Source organism: uncultured Fibrobacter sp. (assembly GCF_946062555.1).
Lineage (GTDB): Bacteria > Fibrobacterota > Fibrobacteria > Fibrobacterales > Fibrobacteraceae > Fibrobacter.
This window is the reverse complement of record NZ_CAMGVQ010000003.1, coordinates 71,847-89,472: the sequence shown is the minus strand read 5'-3', so window position 1 is coordinate 89,472 and position 17,626 is coordinate 71,847. Positions and strand designations below refer to the sequence as shown.

Below are 17,626 nucleotides of genomic sequence, written 5' to 3'. Positions count from 1 at the left end.
CAACCGAACATTAGACCCCCTTGTTTTGCGGGGAGCCACCCGTATCAGGGTCGTCCACCTTGTCGGAAAGGGGGAACATCGCGATATTCAAAGCGTACACACGGTCGGCACGTTCGCTCTGGCGGGCAAACTGCAGCAAGCCGCGACGGAATTCCTCGATGCGGTGACGAATTTCGGGCAGGTCGGATTCGTCGGCAGTAAACACGACCGACGAAATGTCTCGTTCCTCGGGTTTATGGCGGTCAATCGATTCCTGGGCGAGCTCGAGAGTATGCCTATGGAAATCGCGCACCGCCTGGCTCTTGACTTCGCCACCGGTACTGATAATCTGGTCGGTAATGTTCCAGCCGCCGTTGCCGTCGGGAACCACAAGGCCAAGCTGCTTCAGGATTCCGAGCGCCGAGCGCGCCTCGTCCTGCGAAATGGGCGGATTCAGCCCCTTGGCGAGCTTGCCGACATCGCTCGTGTCCTTGGTGATGCCGATCAGAGCACGGAGAGCCGCACAGGCCCAGCTACCGAAATACGAAAGTTCAGGTGTCGACAGGACTCGCGTTTCCATAGAACGGAGCTCCATAAGCCGGTAATACAATTCCGAAAGAGCCTGTTTCGCCTTGGTCTTATTAAAACGGTACAAAGTCTTGAAGTATTCGGCACGGCGGTCGTCCAGGCCGCAGATACGAATGAACGCGGGAAGCGTGCTCTCGTTCAGGTGTCCCTCTTTCTGGAACACGCGCACAAGCCAGGCCGGGTCCACGCCGGTCTTCTGGCCGAGATAACGGTACGAAGTAAACGGGCTGCCTTTCTTGGTCTCGACAAACCAGTCCCTCAGGAACTCGCGGTATTCCAAATAGTCTAATACTTCAGGCATGCCTATAATTTACCCAATAAAAGGTAGAAAAAGTTTACATATTACAAAATGCTGACGAATTCCGTTGCATTTTTTACAACAGCATTTTTCAACACCCCGAACGGCAAAATTCTACCAAAAACGGATTTTTCGGCAAAATTCGCGGTTTTGGGGCGGAATCAGGTCGCTACACCCTATGAATGGAACGCCGCTGTCAGTAACCGGGACACCGAGCCCTACAACTCGATACCTGTGTCACGCTCAATGACAGTCTCACAAGCCGCATTGAAGGTTTCCTCGGTCGCGATGATGGTCACGGTCTTCTTCGCACGAGTGATTCCCGTGTAGAGAATCTGGTTGTTCAAAAGTGGGTGGCCTTCCTGTTTAGGGAGGAACATCGTCACGTGATCGTACTCGGAGCCCTGCGACTTGTGGATGGTAATCGCGAAGGCCGGTTCCACGGCATCGGTCGGGAACCAGGAAAGCGGATAGAACACGAAGCCTGTTTCATTCTCGCTCGCCTTCTTGAGCATGATGTACGGTGTGGAATCCTTGTACACCACGATACCTGTATCGCCATTGTACAGCTTGTACATTGCCTGGTTCTGGGTAATCATCAGGAGTTCTCCCGGGAAATAGCGGTCGGTGAATTTCTTGGCGCCGTAATCCCGAATGAGCTTGCACGCAGACTTGTTAATTTGTTCTACACCGTAGATTCCGCGGCGTTCTGCCGAGAGGATTCTCTTTTTAAGCGAGAGTTCCCAGATTGCCTCGCACTTGTCCTTGTCCGGATTTTCCGGGTCAATTTCGAGAGCCATCTTCGGAAGTTCATAGAAACCGCCAATCCAGGTCTTGAGAATTTTCTCGAGGGTGTCAGTTTCCTGTTTCTTGGTTTGCGTGCCTGCGGGGAGCGAGTAGTAGAATACCGCGTCCTTCGGGAGGTTCTCGCTTTGTGCGGGAACTTCCGTGCCGGAGTCTTTCGCGGGAGCGTCCGGCGCTACGGTGCTATCAAGCGCCGGATGCAGAGAGAACCTGTGGACAGGAGCGGCGATGTTCTTGTCTTCGGCGCAAGCCTTGATTTCTTTTGCGAGATTCCCGATGACGGAATCGTCGGTAAAGCGGTTCGACTTTATGAGCCTGACGGTGAAATCCTTCTTTGACCTGGGCTTGAGAATTTCGCCCAGCACGGCACCCGCGTCTACGGAAGGCAACTGGTACGGGTCACCGAGAATGAAAATCTTGGCACCTTCGGGGATGGCTTGCAGGAGCGATGCGAACAGGTTGATATCGATCATGCTCGCTTCGTCAATCACGAAGATGGATTTTTCGGAGAACTGTTCCTTTGCGTTGTACGAGAATCCGTTGTTGCTCCTGGAATACTTGAGCAGGCGATGGATGGTGGAACCTTCGAGATCCTTGAGCTTCTTGTAGACTCTTGATTCCTTCTTCTCGGCGGTGTGGCCCGAACCGGCCTCATACTTGAATGCATCCCTTATGCCCTTGAGCCCGTTCTGCAGGCTTTCTTGCATGCGGTCGGCCGCCTTGCCGCTGGGTGCCGCGAGGTAGATGGAACAGCAGCATGTTTCGTCGTTGGGAGTCTTCAGGTCGTCTTGAGTCAGAAGGCTCCATAGGATGTACAGCACGACGGTTGTCTTTCCGGTGCCGGGCCCGCCCGTGATGATGAGGTTTTCGCGCTGTCCGCGGATTACGGCCTGCGCCTGTTCTGCGTTCAGATTTAATGGAAGGACTTGATTGCCCTTCTTATACGTGGCGATGCCTGCAATTTTTTTCTGGATGCTTTCGATATCCGCCTCGCTCGGCAATTTGTCGCTGCCGTCCTTGAAGAGCGTGCCGGCGTATTTCTCGATGAGGATTTTCGCCCGGAAAAGCCTGTCGAGGTATAGGTAGGGGTGCTCGCCCGCGACGCGTGTCAGTATGAGCGGGGTGGATATGGCGCCTTCGCTGACTTCGCTTGTCTCGAGAGTAGAAATGATGCTTGTAAATTTGCTAGCGCAGTTGTGGAGAATCTCCTCTACACCCGCACTAATAATTTGTTCAAAATCACCAATGTTGGCTGTAGAAGTGGTCGCGTGGCCGGAAGTTTCCTTCAGGAGGAGCAGCCCGTTCCACTTGCGCGTCCAGCGTTTTAAGAATTCGTCGGCATCTAGCAGGATGCGCGTGTTGCCATCGTCCCAGAGCGAAAAGCAGAGACACAGGAATTTCTGTGCGGATTCACTAATGTCGGGCTGCATCCGGAACAGTGCGTGAAGGAGGTGCTTGTCGAGCTCGGCGATGCCGCGCATTTCCTTGAGCGTGTCAAAGAACGTATCTATCATCTTCGTATCCATATTAGTTTTCTCCCTCGTCCTTCTTTTTCTTGCTCATCAGCTTCTTGACTTCTCCGTATGCATTTTCAAGGGATGCGTAATCCTTCCAGGTGTGCGCGTAGATTCCCTTGCCCGTGGCACCGTCCGTACCGCGGAGGAACGCGTAGTAAATACCGCCGAAGTGCTGCTCGAAAATCTGCTGTTCGTCAAGGCCTTCGCCCGATCCGTCGGCGCGCTTGCCGTAGAACTGCTTGAGCCACTGGATAAGGCAGTAACTGTAGAGCACCCGCTGGACGGAATAGTCCTCGTCCACCTTTTTCTTGATTTCTGCGTCGCCGTAGTTTTCGAGCGAGTCCGATTTCCAGTCAAGGATGGAGTAACGTTTTTGCTTGTTGACTTCGCGCACGAAAAGCAGATCGATGAAACCCTTGCACACGCGGTGCAGAATCGCAAGTGCCTCGGTTTCTGCAGGGGGTGCGTCCGTGCCGCTATCCTCCGGGTTTCCGGCATAGGCGTTCATGCCGAACTGCACTTCGGGCTTGTGGTCGTTTAGGGGGAGTTCTACCAGCCTGAAGGTTGCGTCGCGGTGGATTTCTGCACCCTCGATTACGGGGAGGCTTGCGTGCAGCGTGTTCCACACGAGGCGCGCGGTGATTTCGGTCCATTCCTTCTTGTGGGCGGCTATCGGGAGTGACTGCGCCTTGAATTCCTCCTCGATGACGTTCTCGAGTTCTGATGTTTCGATATTCGGATTGTGCCCGAGCGCATCTTCGAGGGACTTGAAACTTTCCCCGAATGCCATAAAGCGCATGCGTTCGAGGATATTGTGGAGTGCGTCGCCCACCTTTGTCCCGCGCGGGTAGTTTTCCATACCCGGTACGGGGATTTCTTCTGCCGTAGATTCGCCTTCCTTTTCGGTACGGCTGTCGTCGGCTTCGGCAATGGGCGTCTCGGCTCGGCCGGAAAGCGAGGAGTATGAATACTGCATTATGCTTGCGCTTGCGACCTTCCCCTGCAGAGAAGCGATTTCCACCTTCTGTTCCGTGATGGCCTTGTCGAGGTCGACCGTATTGCTGTTTGCCACGTTTGTCCTGGCGAGAATGTCCTTGACGAGGTTCGCCTTCTCGGCGATGCCTTCCTGTGCGGTGACCCACTGATCGCTTTTTAGCAAGCGGTCGTACAGGTTTGTGCTTTTTTCGGCAAAGTTCTCAAGGGCGTCCATCAGGAAGTGGACATGCTTGAAGTAGCCACTTTTTGTTGCGGGTTCATTTTTATTGGGCTTGTTGTACCACACGTCGTAACGCGGGATAAGCAACAGCGAAGATGCGCGCGTGAAGTCCACGTAGAACAGGCGTTTCCATTCTTCCATCTCTTCGCGCTGGCGGCATTCCTTCGCCGTGTCGCCAAAGCCAAGATGCAGTGACTCGTCTTTGCCGTGAGTGATGTAGGGCGGCTTGGAATTAGGCAACTGCTTGAAGCCCGCGACCGAAATGACTACCGGAAATTCGAGGCCCTTGGACGCGTGGATGGTCATTACCTGCACGGCGTTGAAGTCGCTGCCCTTTTCGACCAGGTCGCCGTTCTCGTCGTCGGCAGATTCTTCATAGCGGGCGAGCCCCTGCAGATGGCGGATAAGGTCGTCGAGCGAGCACCTGTGATTGTACAGGTAGTCGATGGCGTAGTTACCGATTTGGCGCAGGCGGGCCATGCTCTGCAACCGGGAAACATCCATCAAGCGGTATTCTATTTGCGTGTCGTCGTAGATGCGTTCCAGCATCTCGGCGTAGCGTCGTTTCAGCGCGAGGGTCTTCCAGGAGGCAATCTGCAGGCGTTCCGGGTTGTTCGGGTCGTCAAATTCCTTGCTCTCGGCGTAGTGCAGTTCCTCGAGACCGCTGGACTGTTCCGAGCCGCGGGTGGCGCGTTCCCTTTCGGCGACGACATCCTTGAAGAAGTCGGTAATGAGCACTTCGCTGAGCAGCTGCCTGTTCCATGAAGAAAAATCGGGGGCGTTTATCGCGCGGAAGAGCGAAATCCATTCGGCGCATTCCCTGCTGCGGAATAGGTTCGTTTCCTTGTATTGCGTGTAGGGCACGCCCACGCTCCGCATGATGCTTTCGATGTTCTCCATCTCGCTGCGGGATTTAGCGAGAATGGCGAAATCCTTGAACGTCACGTTCTTGAGTACCGAATCGTGACCGGGCTTGCCGTAATCCTTGTCGAACACCTGAAGTCGCGTCGTCTTGCCGTCTTCGCGGAAGGAACACCAGTCGATAATATGCGCGACTGCCGTTGCGGCGAAACTGTCTGCCGAGACGTCCTTCTCGCTGAGCCAGATGGAGCGGACTTCGTTGCCGTCGATTTCGGGTGCCTTCTTTTTCTGGTCCGCATTTTCGCCGTCGGGCGGGTATGAATCCGTAAACTTCACGAGTTCGGGCATCCCTTCTGCGGGTGCGAAATAATTGCCGGAAAATAGCGCGTTGCAGCCGTTGATAATCCCGTCCGTGGAGCGGAAGTTGTGCACGAGGTCAATTTTCTTGCCGATTTCGCCTGTCGCCTTCTTGTACACGTTCACGTCGGCGCCCTGGAAGCTGTAGATGGACTGCTTGGGGTCGCCCACTACGAAGTTCTTGAACACATTGCTGAAGATATCCCACTGCAGCTGGTTCGTGTCCTGGAATTCGTCGATGATGGCGTAGGTGTACTGCGCGCTGAGGCGTTCCTTGAGCGCACTGCCGGGCTCCATGACAGCCTTGTGGACCGAAAGAATCATGTCGTTGAACGACTGCAACTTGTTTTCGGCCTTGTATGCCTGCCATGCGTCGAAAAGTTGTGGCGTATGGGCAATAAGGAACTTGTGGAGCTTGACCTTTTCAACCTTCTTGTCGATGTCGGAAAGGAATCCCTTGAGTTCCTTTAGGTAGCAAAAAGACGCATACATGTCCTTGGGCCAGTCTTCTTGCGGGCATTTTCCATCTTTGAACGAACCGTCGTATAACGGAGAACCCTTTTTCCATTTCTTTAGACTGCTAAGAAATTCAGGAATCGGCCCCGTGTTTTTCTTTGTGAAGAATTTGTCCGTGTTATCTTCAAAAATTTCAAGATGGCCTTCCAGATGAAGGGTAGACACGAGTTCTTCGAAATTCTTCGCCTGCGCGATTTTTTCCAGTTCTTCCAGCGACAGCGCTTTTTCGCCTAGCTTGGGCATTTCAACTTCGTCAATCGTGACGATTTCCTTGCCGTTTGCATCGACTCCCTTGTACATGTCGACAGCCTTGATGAAATAGCTTTTCAGGTTCTCGATAAGGGTAGAAGTGCTTTCGGCTTCTCTCAGCAGGGCGATGAATTCGTCATCCTTGCTCCACTTGTCGCGAATGTACTGGTCTACCATGTCCTCGACGGCGGAATCGTCGACCATCGCCATGTCGAACGGTCTGCCCGCATCGTAGGCGTACTCCTTGAGCGCCTTCTGGCAGAAGGAATGGATGGTAAATATCGCCGCATTGTCCACGTCCTGGTAGGCCTTGCGGAAATTTGCCATCTGTTCGGGCGAAAGTTCGGGCTCGCTCTTGTCGATTCTGCCCTTTTGCAGGACCTCGTCGATTTTCTTGCGGATACGGTCCTTCAGTTCGCCTGCCGCCTTTTCGGTGTAGGTCACGATCAGGATTTTCTTGAGCGGAGTGCCCTCGGCAACCATACGCGCGACTATCAGCTGGATAGTATAGGTCTTGCCGGTGCCTGCGGAAGCCTCGATGTAGATGCTCTTAGAAGGAGTGAACTTGTTTATCTTGAATTCATTGATTTCTTCGGACATACTCAACTCTACTCCTTTGCCTTGCCTTTCTTTACCGTAGTCTTTTTAGCGGCAGTTTTAGTCGTAGCCGCCTTGCCTGTTTCAGCCTTCTTTGTTGTCGCCGCGCTGTTCTGCTCTTTAGGCTTTGCGTACTTCTTGATGGCGATGAGCCTGTTCATTTTATCGGTCGCCTCGTCCCATTCGCTTGCGAAATTATCGGGAGAGAATCCGACATCGGTCAAGGGGTTGAAAAGGCTCTTCTTGTCGAAAAATGCCCATGAATCGCGCAGAAGCTTTTCGGCATAGCTGAAGATGTTCTTTTCCTTGAGTTCGCCGATGAGGTCGGCAGGGACTGCCTTGCTGAACGGCATGGATTTTGTCGCCTCGTCACCGAACGCGGTGGCGTATATGGTCTCGATTTTCTTGCGGGCGTCTGCGGGAGTCATAATTACGCTCGTCTTTGCGGGGCCGCTCATCTCCTTGTCGCAGGAATAGATGGAAACGCCGATTGTCTGCGGTGTATTTTCAAGTTCGGGCTTGGCGGAGCCCTTGTACGCAATGACGGCAAGCGCCTTGATATAGGGGGCCATGTACTTGTCGAAGGAAATTTTTTCGTTCTTGCTGCTAGTCGAGCTGACCTCGATTATTTCCGTCACGTCTTCGATTTTCTTTGCGTTGCTCCAGTCCAGCTTGCCGGAAAGGAGCCACCGGGATCCGTCGGTACGTGCAAATTGCAAATCCTGGATTTTTTGGCCGTACGACCAGTTTGCCTGAATGTCCTGCACGAGGCCGGGTGCCTCGGGAGTGCCACCCATCTGGGTGAGAATCAGTTTTTTCTTGGCGTCGATAGTTTGCCACTGGATTACCCCGAATTCGCCGTTAGGCGTCTTTCCCTTCAGTTTGAGGTCTTTCTTGAAGTTTTCGAGTTCTTCCGATTCTCCCGAAAGTTCGGCGGCCAGCGCCTTCTTCAGCACGATGCTTGTATCCAGATGGTCAAAATAGACGGGTTCAAAAAGTTCCTTCTCGACATTCTCGTCATCTTCGTCAATCAGCATCAGTGAAATGCGGAACTGGAACGGATCTTTCAGGAAGCTTGCGAGCGTGTAGAAGCCGACCCTTTCCGGAATACGCACCAGGTATTCCTTCAGCTTGTTTCTGTCCAGCTTTCCGAGCCTTTCCCTGCGGCGCTTCCTGATTTTCTCCTGGTGTTCCTCGTCGGAGAGGCGCATCCATTCGTACGCTTCCTTGTTGCGCAGGCTCTTGGGCGTGAACAGTTCAGTTACATCGCGCGTCTCGTCGAGCTTAATCTCGTTTTCCTTCCATTCCACGGCGATGAATTTCCGCAGGTCGTTTACCACCGACGATGGGTACAGTTCCGCATCCTTCTTGATATCCTTGTTCACGTAGCTCAGGTGGAAACCTTCCCCCGTGCTCATGAGCTGGCACAGGAACGCATAGCGGTTCTTGAGTACGGGCGAATCGTCACCGGGCCAGGGCCTGCAGGACTTGCGCAGGTCGAGCGTATTGTGCTGTTTTGCCCCCGGGAACGACATCGCGTCGGCGCCGATAAAGAACAGGTGTTTTACGGGGAGCGTGCGGTTCGGGGCGAACTTCATGAAGGTAATCCCGTTCACGAAAATGTTCCCGCAACTGTATTCGGTTCCCTGTGCGGCGGTAAGGAGGGCCTGTTCCACGATTTTCATCGAGATATCCTTCTGGCCGGCCGCATTCTGCCAGCCGAGAAGTGCAATCGCATCGGCGACGCGCCTGTAGACGATGGATTCACTCTTGAGTACATCGGGAACGTACGGCAGGGCAATCCACTTGTCGAGATGCTCTGCGAGCAGGTCCAGGTCGCAACACTTGTTCTTGCCGAATTCCACCCAATTCTCAAGTGTTTCGATGCAGTCGATAAACTTGCAGAGCGACGCCTTATCGGAACAGGCCATATCGGAGAAGGGCCGTAGTGTATCGCCGTCGAACTTGACGTCGTATGTCGTCATCTGGGCCATCAGCAGGCGGTTCTTGACCTTGTCCCAGTCATCCTGCTTGTCGCGGGGGCGGAACGTATTCGTTTCGGATACCCAGTTCTGCCAGGCGTCCACCTCCTCGTTGGTAATCTTGCGGACCGCCTGCACAACGGGATTGCGGACCAGCGCAAAGAAGTCGGGTCTGGAAATCCCCTTCTGGTCGAGAACGGTAAACAGGCTCGCGAGTGCATTTTCGGTCAGGGAACTCCTTGCGGGCGAATCGACTATCGAGAACGGGATGCGCATCTTTTCGCTCTGGTCGAACACCATGTTGATTGCCGTGCGGTAATCGTCGAGGCAGGGCGATACCACCAGGATATCCTCGACGCGTGCGCCCTTCCTGAGCAACTTGCAGACTTGGGTGTGCAGGTTCTCGATCTCGCGGATTCGGGTCGGCGCCGCGGTCACGTCGAGGGAACCGTCGCCTACGCAGGATTTGAGACCGTCCATGTTGTTTTCGCGATGTGCGACGGCGTACTGAATCTTGTGCAGGAGGGAGTCTTGCGGCAATTCGATTTCGTGCCCCTCCCTGTCGAAAATGCCGTTGAAGTCGAAATCGTAGTTGGTCGCCTGACACCAGAGTTTTATATTGTCGCGTCCGGAACGGCCCCAGTTTACGAGCAGGTCGTTTTCTGCCGGTTGCGCTGCAGGTTGCGTGCCGTTGCCAGCGTATTCGGAGATATCCTCAATGTCCGTCGTCGGGTCGCCGGATTCAGGATTCCCCGTTTCCATGATTTTCATCTTGTCCCTGATGTGCGCGGCATCGCCGGTACCCGATTTCCATTCACCGGTCTTGGAAACTTCCCAATTCCTGCAAATCTTCTCGGGGGCGGTAAACGCGTCTTCCCAGAATTCCATACACGGATTCTGGATGAACGCGTACACGTCGTGCTCGCTGGCATATTTCTGCAATATGACGCGGTAGAACTGCCCCATGCCCGAAAGCCCGAAGATAAAGACGGGAAGTGCCTTGCCGTTGCTACCGTGCGGAAGTTTTTCTTCGTTGAATTTACCGTTTTCAAGAGCCTCGAAGAGGTACGGGATGGTGAGGTAATTCCGATTTTCGTGCATTTTCTGGGACATTTCCTTGAAAGCACGGGTCAACAGCGATTCATTGTCGCCCTGCTTGTGGAAAATGGCCGAATACAGCTTTTGCTGCCATGCCTCGCGCCCCGCGAGCCTGCCGTTGAAATTCGAAAAGAACGGCTGCAGTTTTCCTGCTTTCCAGTGGTCGAGAATGCCATCTACATCGCCATTTGCATTTTTTGCGAAACCGCTCGGGCGGCTCGTCTCGTATTCCAGGAAGAGGGATGCCATCTTCAGGGCAAAATCGAACAGGTGGTTTTCGTCAAGTCCTCCCTCCGGGTCGTTCGCATTCGTGAGGTAGCGGGTCACTTCGTCGTCGATGCGCCTGTAGTTCGGAATACCGTCCGTTTCGCTCGTCAGGTAGGCGAGAATCACGTTCATCAGGATATCCGCCGAGAGTTTGCAGAGGCGAGTTGTATTGCCTTTCTTATCCGTGACGACACCTTCTCCCACCAGAATATCGAACAAGAACCTGTCGATGGTGCTCTTGTTCAGGTTGGCGAGCACACCCTTCTTCTTCATCCAACGGAGGCGGAACCACTGTTCCAGTTTCGGGTCTGGGAATATCACGACCGGGGCGTTGAACGGGTCTTTCCATTCTTTTGAGATGGCTTCTATCATCTCGTCGGCGAGATGTTCCAGATTCAGGGCAAATTTCAAGTGTAGCATAGTGAGAATATAGTTACTCGTTAATCGTTTTCACATTTATTATCGCACAAGAACGGCTTTTTGTCAAAAATTCGAGATATTCACCGGGAACGGCATCGTTTCTAGCAGGCCTTCAATTTTTTTGAGCATCCCAGGTAAGACAGAAATGCTCTTTGCGAAATTTTTTTCGTTTAGCGATACTTCAACCATCCGTTTTTCGCCCAATGTAACCCGAAGCAGGAAAAACTTTCCCTTATCCGCCAAGTTCCATCCGTACCCCAATTCCTCCATCATCTGGGAAACGCATGTTTTCAGGCTTAACTTCGCCATTTCCTTAAGCTTGGCTTTCTTTTCAAATTCAATTTTCTTCTTTTCAAACGCCGCAAGGTGTGCTGGAAAATTGTTGACGAAGTCCTCAATATTCCGCATAGTCGGCGACAAGTCACAGGTATCCACCCGCCGCGAAAAAGGGGCGATTCCACCGGTTTTAAAATGCACATAATACAGCGAAGACGCCAAAATAAACTCAACAGACGACGCTGCATCAAGCGTAAAGGAAATCCTGATACCGCTTATTTTGTCACCCGGCTGAAAAACGTCGCCTTGACCTTTCCCCGACCGCAATATATTGCACACGCAATTAGGATGCCGCGTTTTCATGTCATTATACATACAAAGGACTTCGCCTTCGGAAGGCGAGCACCCTCGTTCTCCGGGAACCAGTATTCCGCAAAGAAGTTTTTCCCAATACTTGCGGGCATCCTGCTCAAAAGTTTGCTTTTTAAAAAACACACTATCCTTCTTTTTTCTATCCTACAACATAGTTTCCATTTGCAACAAATGACAATATTATCGCTTGAATTCGGAATACTAACGTATGCCAAGGGTTTTAAAACACCCGCATCATTTCTGCAATATCGAGGCAGATGTAGCGGGTTTGATTACGTGCAAAACGCAATCTAGGTACTTGCGGGATTCGACAATCTTACCCCATCAAGTTTACCACGATTTTCACCATCATTTCCATATCCTCGGGGCGGCTCTCGGCAATCATCAGCGTCATGGACACAAGTGTGGCATCGGCGATGCGCTTGGAACCGTCGGCCCTGTACAAAATGCCGTTATTCAGCAAAAACCACAAGAAGAGCGTCGCCGCAATGCGCTTGTTGCCGTCGCTGAACGAATGGTTCTTCGTGACGAGATAGAGGAGCATCGCCGCTTTTTGTTCCACGCTCGGATAAAGTTCCACCCCGCCGAAGGTCTGGTAAATCTGTCCGATGCTGCTCTTGAACGAATCGTCCTTCTCGTGGGCAAACAACTCGCTGCCGCCGAACTTCTCCCTGAGCCCCTGAATTGCCGCCATCGCGTTCTCGTAAGTCGCGTAAAACTTTTCCGCATTGGCAGACTTGCGCAGCACAAGCCGCTGGTGGTCGTAATCGTCCAGCGTATCCAGCGCAAAAGCGTAATCCGTCACCACGTCAACAAGTGAAAGGGTATCGCTGTTCATAAGAGCCTCTTTTTGTAAAGTTCGTCAAGGAAATCATCGTAAATATACACATACTATCCGACAACTACTGTCGCATAAAGCCTTCTTCCCCAAAAAAAATTACGCTAGAGCGACAACCGACAATATTTGTCGCATATAAAAGATATTTTAGAAATCCAACAGGAACCGAATATGAAAAAGACAGAAATTACATTAGTTAGGGATATGGAGAGCCCGAAAATTAGCAACATGTTACAGTCCGATATAACTTTCGTAAACTTTGAAAAGCGTCGCTATATCAGTGAAAACCCGATAAACATTCAGGAACTTGTTTTTCTGTACAAGGACGGTTACAGAGCCATTGATACGGCGCTGGCGGATACCATTATGCGGCTTAACAGCATGGATGGCTGCAGGACTCGTTATTGCTGTTCAGGGCATCCCGGCAGGTTTGGTGAAGGGTATATCGTATTTGAGGAAATCCCCAAAACGCTAACGGAACAAATCGGCAAACTCAAATACTGGAAACATGATGCAAGCTGGGAAAAGGGAACAAGCCCCGATGCCGACCAACCACCTTTAATCCGTTGGGGGATGAACGGAGTTCCCGGCACCGATGCAACCGCGTGGTTTAAGGCACTGCTTGAACTCGCCGAAATGGAATGTTTGCCCCAACGCAATTCGTTTGACGAATATCGAATCGAAAGTACGTATAAAGAGCGCTCTCCGCACAAGCAAGAAATCAGGCTCATCTATCCTGCGAAAAAGCCTAGAAGTCACTACTCTGAAAAATGATACTAAATAATTGAAAAATATTAGTTTCGGATTTGGAGAAATGTGATGAACCACCGAAAATGACGGAGATGTGAAATAGTATTTCATTTCTCCGTAAAAACCACCTTAAAAAAGACCATTTCTCCTCATTTTAGGCCATTTTTCGCATCAAAGACGGAAATCTCCCTTTTACTGAAATAAGGGTTGATGATTAAAAGCACCGGTGCTATACCCGTAAATCTCCGCCAAGTCGGCGTCCAGCATAACCTTGAGTCCGCGAATCGTGTAAATACGCGATTTCAGCACGCCTATCCTGTAATGACAAAGAAATGAAATTAGCTAGATTACGACAGACTATAACTTGCTTTTATTTTCGCGGAAAAACATCAAATAAGATGTCCCGAGGGCATCGGCTAATTTCTTTGACATGAGCATAGAAATGGGTCTGGCGCCACGTTCAAGCGAATTGTAATTCTGTTTTGCGAGACCAACCTTTTTGGCCAATTGCGCCTGGGTAAGCCCCGCATTTACCCGCATTATTTTCAACGCTTTTGCGGGGTTCATCCTCTTCTTCGCTTTTTTGTACCAACCCAATTCTTCCACCGGCTCAAGCGCATCATCGTCTTCATCGATACGGACGGAATCAGGGAAAAGAGCATCCAAAAAGGCGATGACGGGCTTCGGAATGTTCTTGCCCGAAACTCTGAACGACACGGGTTCATCAGTGTTCTGCATAGGGGGCGCTTCCACGACTGCCAGCATATGTTACCTCAACTGTTATACCTTTTTCTGTTTCAATCCAACATGCCACCCATTTGTGGGAAAGGTGACAATGATGAGTTGATGTTCCTGCCAGAATTCCGTAATTCGGCCAGTTTGTCCTAACGGGTCCATTCAGCCTAATATCATCGACAAGCAAAGCAAGTTTTTCTTGTTGCGCTATTGGCATCGTTGAAACAGCCCTAGAGACGCTTCTTGACATTAAAACATTGTACATAATAAATATATATTACTTTTTATTACTTGTCAATAAGTACCTAAAAAAAATGAATAAGGCGAGGCTACTTGAAGCCTTGTTCCGTAAAGGCGTAAGGCAGTTTTCTTGTTCCACCCCAACTTGATGTGCATTTTTTGCACATCAAGATTTGCATTTCTTCTTCAGTCAACTGAAATCGAAAATCTTCTGCAATTCTTTCAATGTTATTTTTCACTTGACGATTAAAAGCACCGGTGCTATACCCGTAAATCTCCGCCAAGTCGGCGTCCAGCATCACCTTGAGTCCGCGAATCGTGTAAATACGCGATTTCAGCACGCCTATCCTGTAACGACGATGAAATGAAATTAGCTGGATTACGACAGGCTATAATTTTTTTAAATGTTGTAAAATAGTCTATAAATTATGCTTCAAGCTGACTGCGAAGCACGACGACGTCTTCCAGGGAAAGATCCGTAGCAGCGGCAATTTCCTCATTGGAAAGTTTGCCGAGTACTATCATTTTCTTCGCAAACTCGCGATTTCTACCAGAAATACGTTCTTCAATCTTCGCGTTGACGTCATCCGCGAATTCCTTGAAGAAGCCGTCCCTCAGGGCGTTATGGTCCCATACCTTGTGGTACATATTCCGATATGCCTCGAATTCTTTCTTGTTGAAGTTAGATACTTTTGCGCTTTCTGTCAAGTCCCTGAACTTTCCATCGTCCAGTTCTTCGGGGAGTTCCTTGAGCCGGTTCAAGTAGCGGAAGAAGAACAGCCACTTGCTCAAATCGCTGGAAGTCTTTTCGATGAAAAAGGGAACCTTCGAAAGTTCAATAGCAGTAAAGTTATAGGTATCCACAAGCTGTTCTCCGCTTTCCATGTCGATTACCGTTGCACGATGGACAGCGCGTTCATCGGGAAAAACAGAGAAACGCGTCAGAGCGATTACGTAGGTTGGCTGGACATCAAAACTCCAATCGTCCCCGGGCTCGGCCTGGTTCACCACCATCTCGCTAGCGTAAAACGCTAGGCGTTTCACGAAATTCTTCATCTCGCGAATCTGCACCTCTATCTCGATGAGGTTCCCCAAATCATCCTTGCAATGCAAGTCGAAAATTGCCGTGCGCGACGCCTTGCTGCCGCTCAGGTTCTTCGCCACGCTGCGGGTCCACACATTTTTGATGGGTCGTTTGCTTTCATCTTCTACTCCTTACGCCTACATGCAAGAAAAGGCGAACATCTTAAAAACTACTGCACAAATATACACTAATCACAAACTGTCGTCAAGGGAAAAACGCGAAATTTTTCAAAAAAAAGCGGATGCGGATATATTTGTCGCAAATTTATGCTATTTTGATATTGACATAGCCCCGTACTGAATGGTGCGGAGCGACCGGAATTTTTGAGATTCGTCTCTTATTCTCTGTTCTGAAATTCACCACTTCAAAATAGCGTGAGGATAAGGCGAACGCTCACGTCCTGTATGGGGCGTGGGTCGTTTTTGCTTATCACGCGAAGGGTTGTGGTGACCCGCAGAACAGGTAAGTGCTAACGACTCCACGCCTTTTTTATTTGTGGAAATCGTGGCACGGAATAGAGCGGATTCGTGAATGTTTATTCAAGGAGCCGTTATGGTGCGCGACATTATTGAGAAGAACGAGAAGGTGAACCCGAATGCGGACCTTCTGAAAAAACTGAAGTCCCTGATACCGGGAGTCATCGCGAAAGACGGCTCTATTGATGCCGATGCCATCCGTTACTGGGCAGAGCGCGCCACAGGAGATTCACGACTCGTAACGGAAGAGCGCGAGACCTTCAACTTCTTAGGCAAGGATTACGCCCGTCTGCTCTATGCGTTGGACACGGAAACGGTCATTACTCCCGACAAAGAGAACAACGCCAAATCAGAGAACAAGAACAGCGAAAACCTTTATCTTTCAGGGGACAATCTTGAAGTTCTCAAGCACCTGCGCCGTTCCTATGAAGGCGAAGTCAAATGTATCTACATAGACCCACCGTACAATACGGGTTCGGACGATTTTGTCTATAACGATTCTTTTGATTTTACCGAAAAAGACCTGAAGGAAAAACTCGGTTTAGATGACGATGCTCAGGTTGAAAAAATAATGAACATGCGCAGGCGTGGCTCACGCTCCCATGCCGCCTGGCTCACATTTATGTATCCGCGTTTGAAACTGGCTCGTGATTTGCTGAAGGATGACGGAGTCATCTTCATTTCCATTGACGATAATGAACAGGCGAATCTGAAGATTTTATGCGATGAAATTTTTGGAGAAGAAAATTTTATTGGTCAGCTTATTATAGAAACAGCAACAGATAACAATCCATCGCAAATAGATACAGAACATGAATACATGGTCTGTTATTGCAGAGATCGAGAATCTATAAGCAAATGGTCTAGAAAAAGTGAAGCTGCCGAACTAATAAACGAGCAATATCAAAAAATTAAAGAAAGAGAAGAAGATATTGCCGTTATCCAAGAAAAATTAAGAAAATGGATTAAAGACAACGTCTCCAAGCTTAAATTAGACCAAGTTAAACATTATAACAATGTTGATGAATTTGGTGTTTATAGTAGTTCAGGAAATTCTTCTAACCCTCATCCTGGGGGATATATGTACAATATTACGCATCCAACAACTCATCGAAATTGCCCTATACCCGAAAATGGTTGGCGATGGCCGGCAGAGACATTTTGGCAATATGCTGAAAATGGGCAAGTTGAATGGGGCGTAGATCATACAACGCAACCTCATGTGAAGAAAAGAATTGAAACTGCTATGGATTCATTAAAATCAATTATATACGAGGACAATCGTGCTTCAACGAAGCTAGTAGCGGATTTGTTTGATGGAAAAAAAGTATTTGACAACCCCAAGCCATTAAATGTTTTGTACCGAGTTATTGATTTTGCAACACAAGATGGAGATGTGATTCTAGACTTCTTTTCTGGAAGCGGAACAACAGCCCATTCCATTTTGTTTGGCAACGGAGTAAAAAGGAAAAATGGGAAAAGAAAATATATTGCGGTACAAATTCCAGAGTCATTAGATGAAAAACTAAGGAAATCTACATCTAAAAGCAAAAAAATCATTCAAAATGCAATAGACGTTTGTGACTCCATCCACAAGCCCCACACATTAGACCAAATCGGCATGGAACGCATCCGTCGTGCTGCCGCCAAAATCAAGGAAGAACATCCCGACAGCACATGCGATTTCGGTTTCAAACATTACACTATTCAAAAACCTGCTGAAAAATCGCTTGACACCATCAAAAAATTTGTGCCAAATCCGAGTTTAGGTGAATCAACGATTCTAAAACAATTTGGCGCCGAAACAGTGCTTGCCACATGGATGGTGGATGATGGCCACAAGTTCAATGCAAATGTTGAGAGAATCAATCTGAACGGCTACATCGCATACAAGGTTAACGATTACCTGTACCTTATCGATAGTGGTATAGAAGGCAAACACATTAAGGAATTGTTCAAAAAATACGATGAAGACAAAAATTTCAAGCCAAAGCACATCGTTCTTTTTGGCTACAGCTTCGGCATGACGACACTTGATACGCTAAAAGCCAACATCAAGAACGTTGACGGCATCGACATTCATCTTGAAATCCGCTACTGAGGTGT

9 protein-coding genes and 3 pseudogenes are annotated in these 17,626 nt (G+C 49.9%); 2 read left to right on the top strand and 10 right to left on the bottom strand.

The features are described 5' to 3' along the window. Window positions 1-10: 10 nt before the first annotated feature. The 6 genes and pseudogenes from Q0P86_RS01460 to Q0P86_RS01435 form a co-directional block, all read right to left on the bottom strand. Window positions 11-868, bottom strand: a complete 858-nt coding sequence (locus Q0P86_RS01460) for a TIGR02147 family protein (protein WP_295036910.1) — start codon at window positions 866-868, stop codon at window positions 11-13. Window positions 869-1,083: 215 nt separating this feature from the next. Beyond that, window positions 1,084-3,195 carry an AAA family ATPase gene (locus Q0P86_RS01455; protein WP_295036909.1) on the bottom strand — a complete coding sequence of 704 codons (2,112 nt, stop codon included), beginning with the start codon at window positions 3,193-3,195 and terminating at the stop codon, window positions 1,084-1,086. Between the two features lies 1 nt (window position 3,196). Then, window positions 3,197-6,985, bottom strand: coding sequence for a UvrD-helicase domain-containing protein (locus Q0P86_RS01450; RefSeq protein WP_295036908.1), 3,789 nt, complete (start codon window positions 6,983-6,985; stop codon window positions 3,197-3,199). Between the two features lie 8 nt (window positions 6,986-6,993). Next, on the bottom strand, window positions 6,994-10,749 hold the full coding sequence (locus Q0P86_RS01445) for an exodeoxyribonuclease V subunit gamma (RefSeq protein WP_295036907.1): 3,756 nt from the start codon (window positions 10,747-10,749) through the stop codon (window positions 6,994-6,996). 63 nt (window positions 10,750-10,812) lie between these two features. Beyond that, window positions 10,813-11,520: a hypothetical protein gene (locus Q0P86_RS01440; protein ID WP_295036906.1), complete on the bottom strand. Its 708-nt coding sequence runs from the start codon at window positions 11,518-11,520 to the stop codon at window positions 10,813-10,815. A 193-nt stretch (window positions 11,521-11,713) separates the two neighbouring features. Continuing rightward, a pseudogene (locus Q0P86_RS01435) lies at window positions 11,714-12,259 on the bottom strand (type II toxin-antitoxin system death-on-curing family toxin); the annotation flags it as partial. Between the two features lie 147 nt (window positions 12,260-12,406). Here Q0P86_RS01435 and Q0P86_RS01430 point away from each other — a divergent pair. Continuing rightward, complete coding sequence (locus tag Q0P86_RS01430; RefSeq protein WP_295036903.1) at window positions 12,407-13,009, top strand: hypothetical protein; 603 nt, start codon at window positions 12,407-12,409, stop codon at window positions 13,007-13,009. 183 nt (window positions 13,010-13,192) lie between these two features. Here the strand turns inward: Q0P86_RS01430 and Q0P86_RS01425 are convergent. From Q0P86_RS01425 to Q0P86_RS01410, 4 genes and pseudogenes are all read right to left on the bottom strand, one after another. Further along, window positions 13,193-13,294, bottom strand: a pseudogene (locus Q0P86_RS01425) (ORF6N domain-containing protein); the annotation flags it as partial. A gap of 48 nt (window positions 13,295-13,342) precedes the next feature. Continuing rightward, window positions 13,343-13,723: a helix-turn-helix transcriptional regulator gene (locus Q0P86_RS01420; RefSeq protein ID WP_072811669.1), complete on the bottom strand. Its 381-nt coding sequence runs from the start codon at window positions 13,721-13,723 to the stop codon at window positions 13,343-13,345. 335 nt (window positions 13,724-14,058) lie between these two features. Further along, window positions 14,059-14,340: pseudogene (locus Q0P86_RS01415) on the bottom strand (ORF6N domain-containing protein); the annotation flags it as partial. A gap of 46 nt (window positions 14,341-14,386) precedes the next feature. Continuing rightward, window positions 14,387-15,124, bottom strand: coding sequence for an Rpn family recombination-promoting nuclease/putative transposase (locus Q0P86_RS01410; protein WP_294115948.1), 738 nt, complete (start codon window positions 15,122-15,124; stop codon window positions 14,387-14,389). Window positions 15,125-15,596: 472 nt separating this feature from the next. Between Q0P86_RS01410 and Q0P86_RS01405 the strand changes: the two genes are divergently transcribed. Then, window positions 15,597-17,621, top strand: coding sequence for a DNA methyltransferase (locus tag Q0P86_RS01405; protein ID WP_295036899.1), 2,025 nt, complete (start codon window positions 15,597-15,599; stop codon window positions 17,619-17,621). Window positions 17,622-17,626 lie beyond the last annotated feature (5 nt).

Coding starts and splice junctions, on each gene's coding strand:
- Q0P86_RS01460 (WP_295036910.1), bottom strand. CDS start 868: ATGCCTGAAGTATTAGACTATTTGGAATACCGCGAGTTCCTGAGGGAC.
- Q0P86_RS01450 (WP_295036908.1), bottom strand. CDS start 6,985: ATGTCCGAAGAAATCAATGAATTCAAGATAAACAAGTTCACTCCTTCT.
- Q0P86_RS01455 (WP_295036909.1), bottom strand. CDS start 3,195: ATGGATACGAAGATGATAGATACGTTCTTTGACACGCTCAAGGAAATG.
- Q0P86_RS01445 (WP_295036907.1), bottom strand. CDS start 10,749: ATGCTACACTTGAAATTTGCCCTGAATCTGGAACATCTCGCCGACGAG.
- Q0P86_RS01430 (WP_295036903.1), top strand. CDS start 12,407: ATGAAAAAGACAGAAATTACATTAGTTAGGGATATGGAGAGCCCGAAA.
- Q0P86_RS01420 (WP_072811669.1), bottom strand. CDS start 13,723: ATGCAGAACACTGATGAACCCGTGTCGTTCAGAGTTTCGGGCAAGAAC.
- Q0P86_RS01405 (WP_295036899.1), top strand. CDS start 15,597: ATGGTGCGCGACATTATTGAGAAGAACGAGAAGGTGAACCCGAATGCG.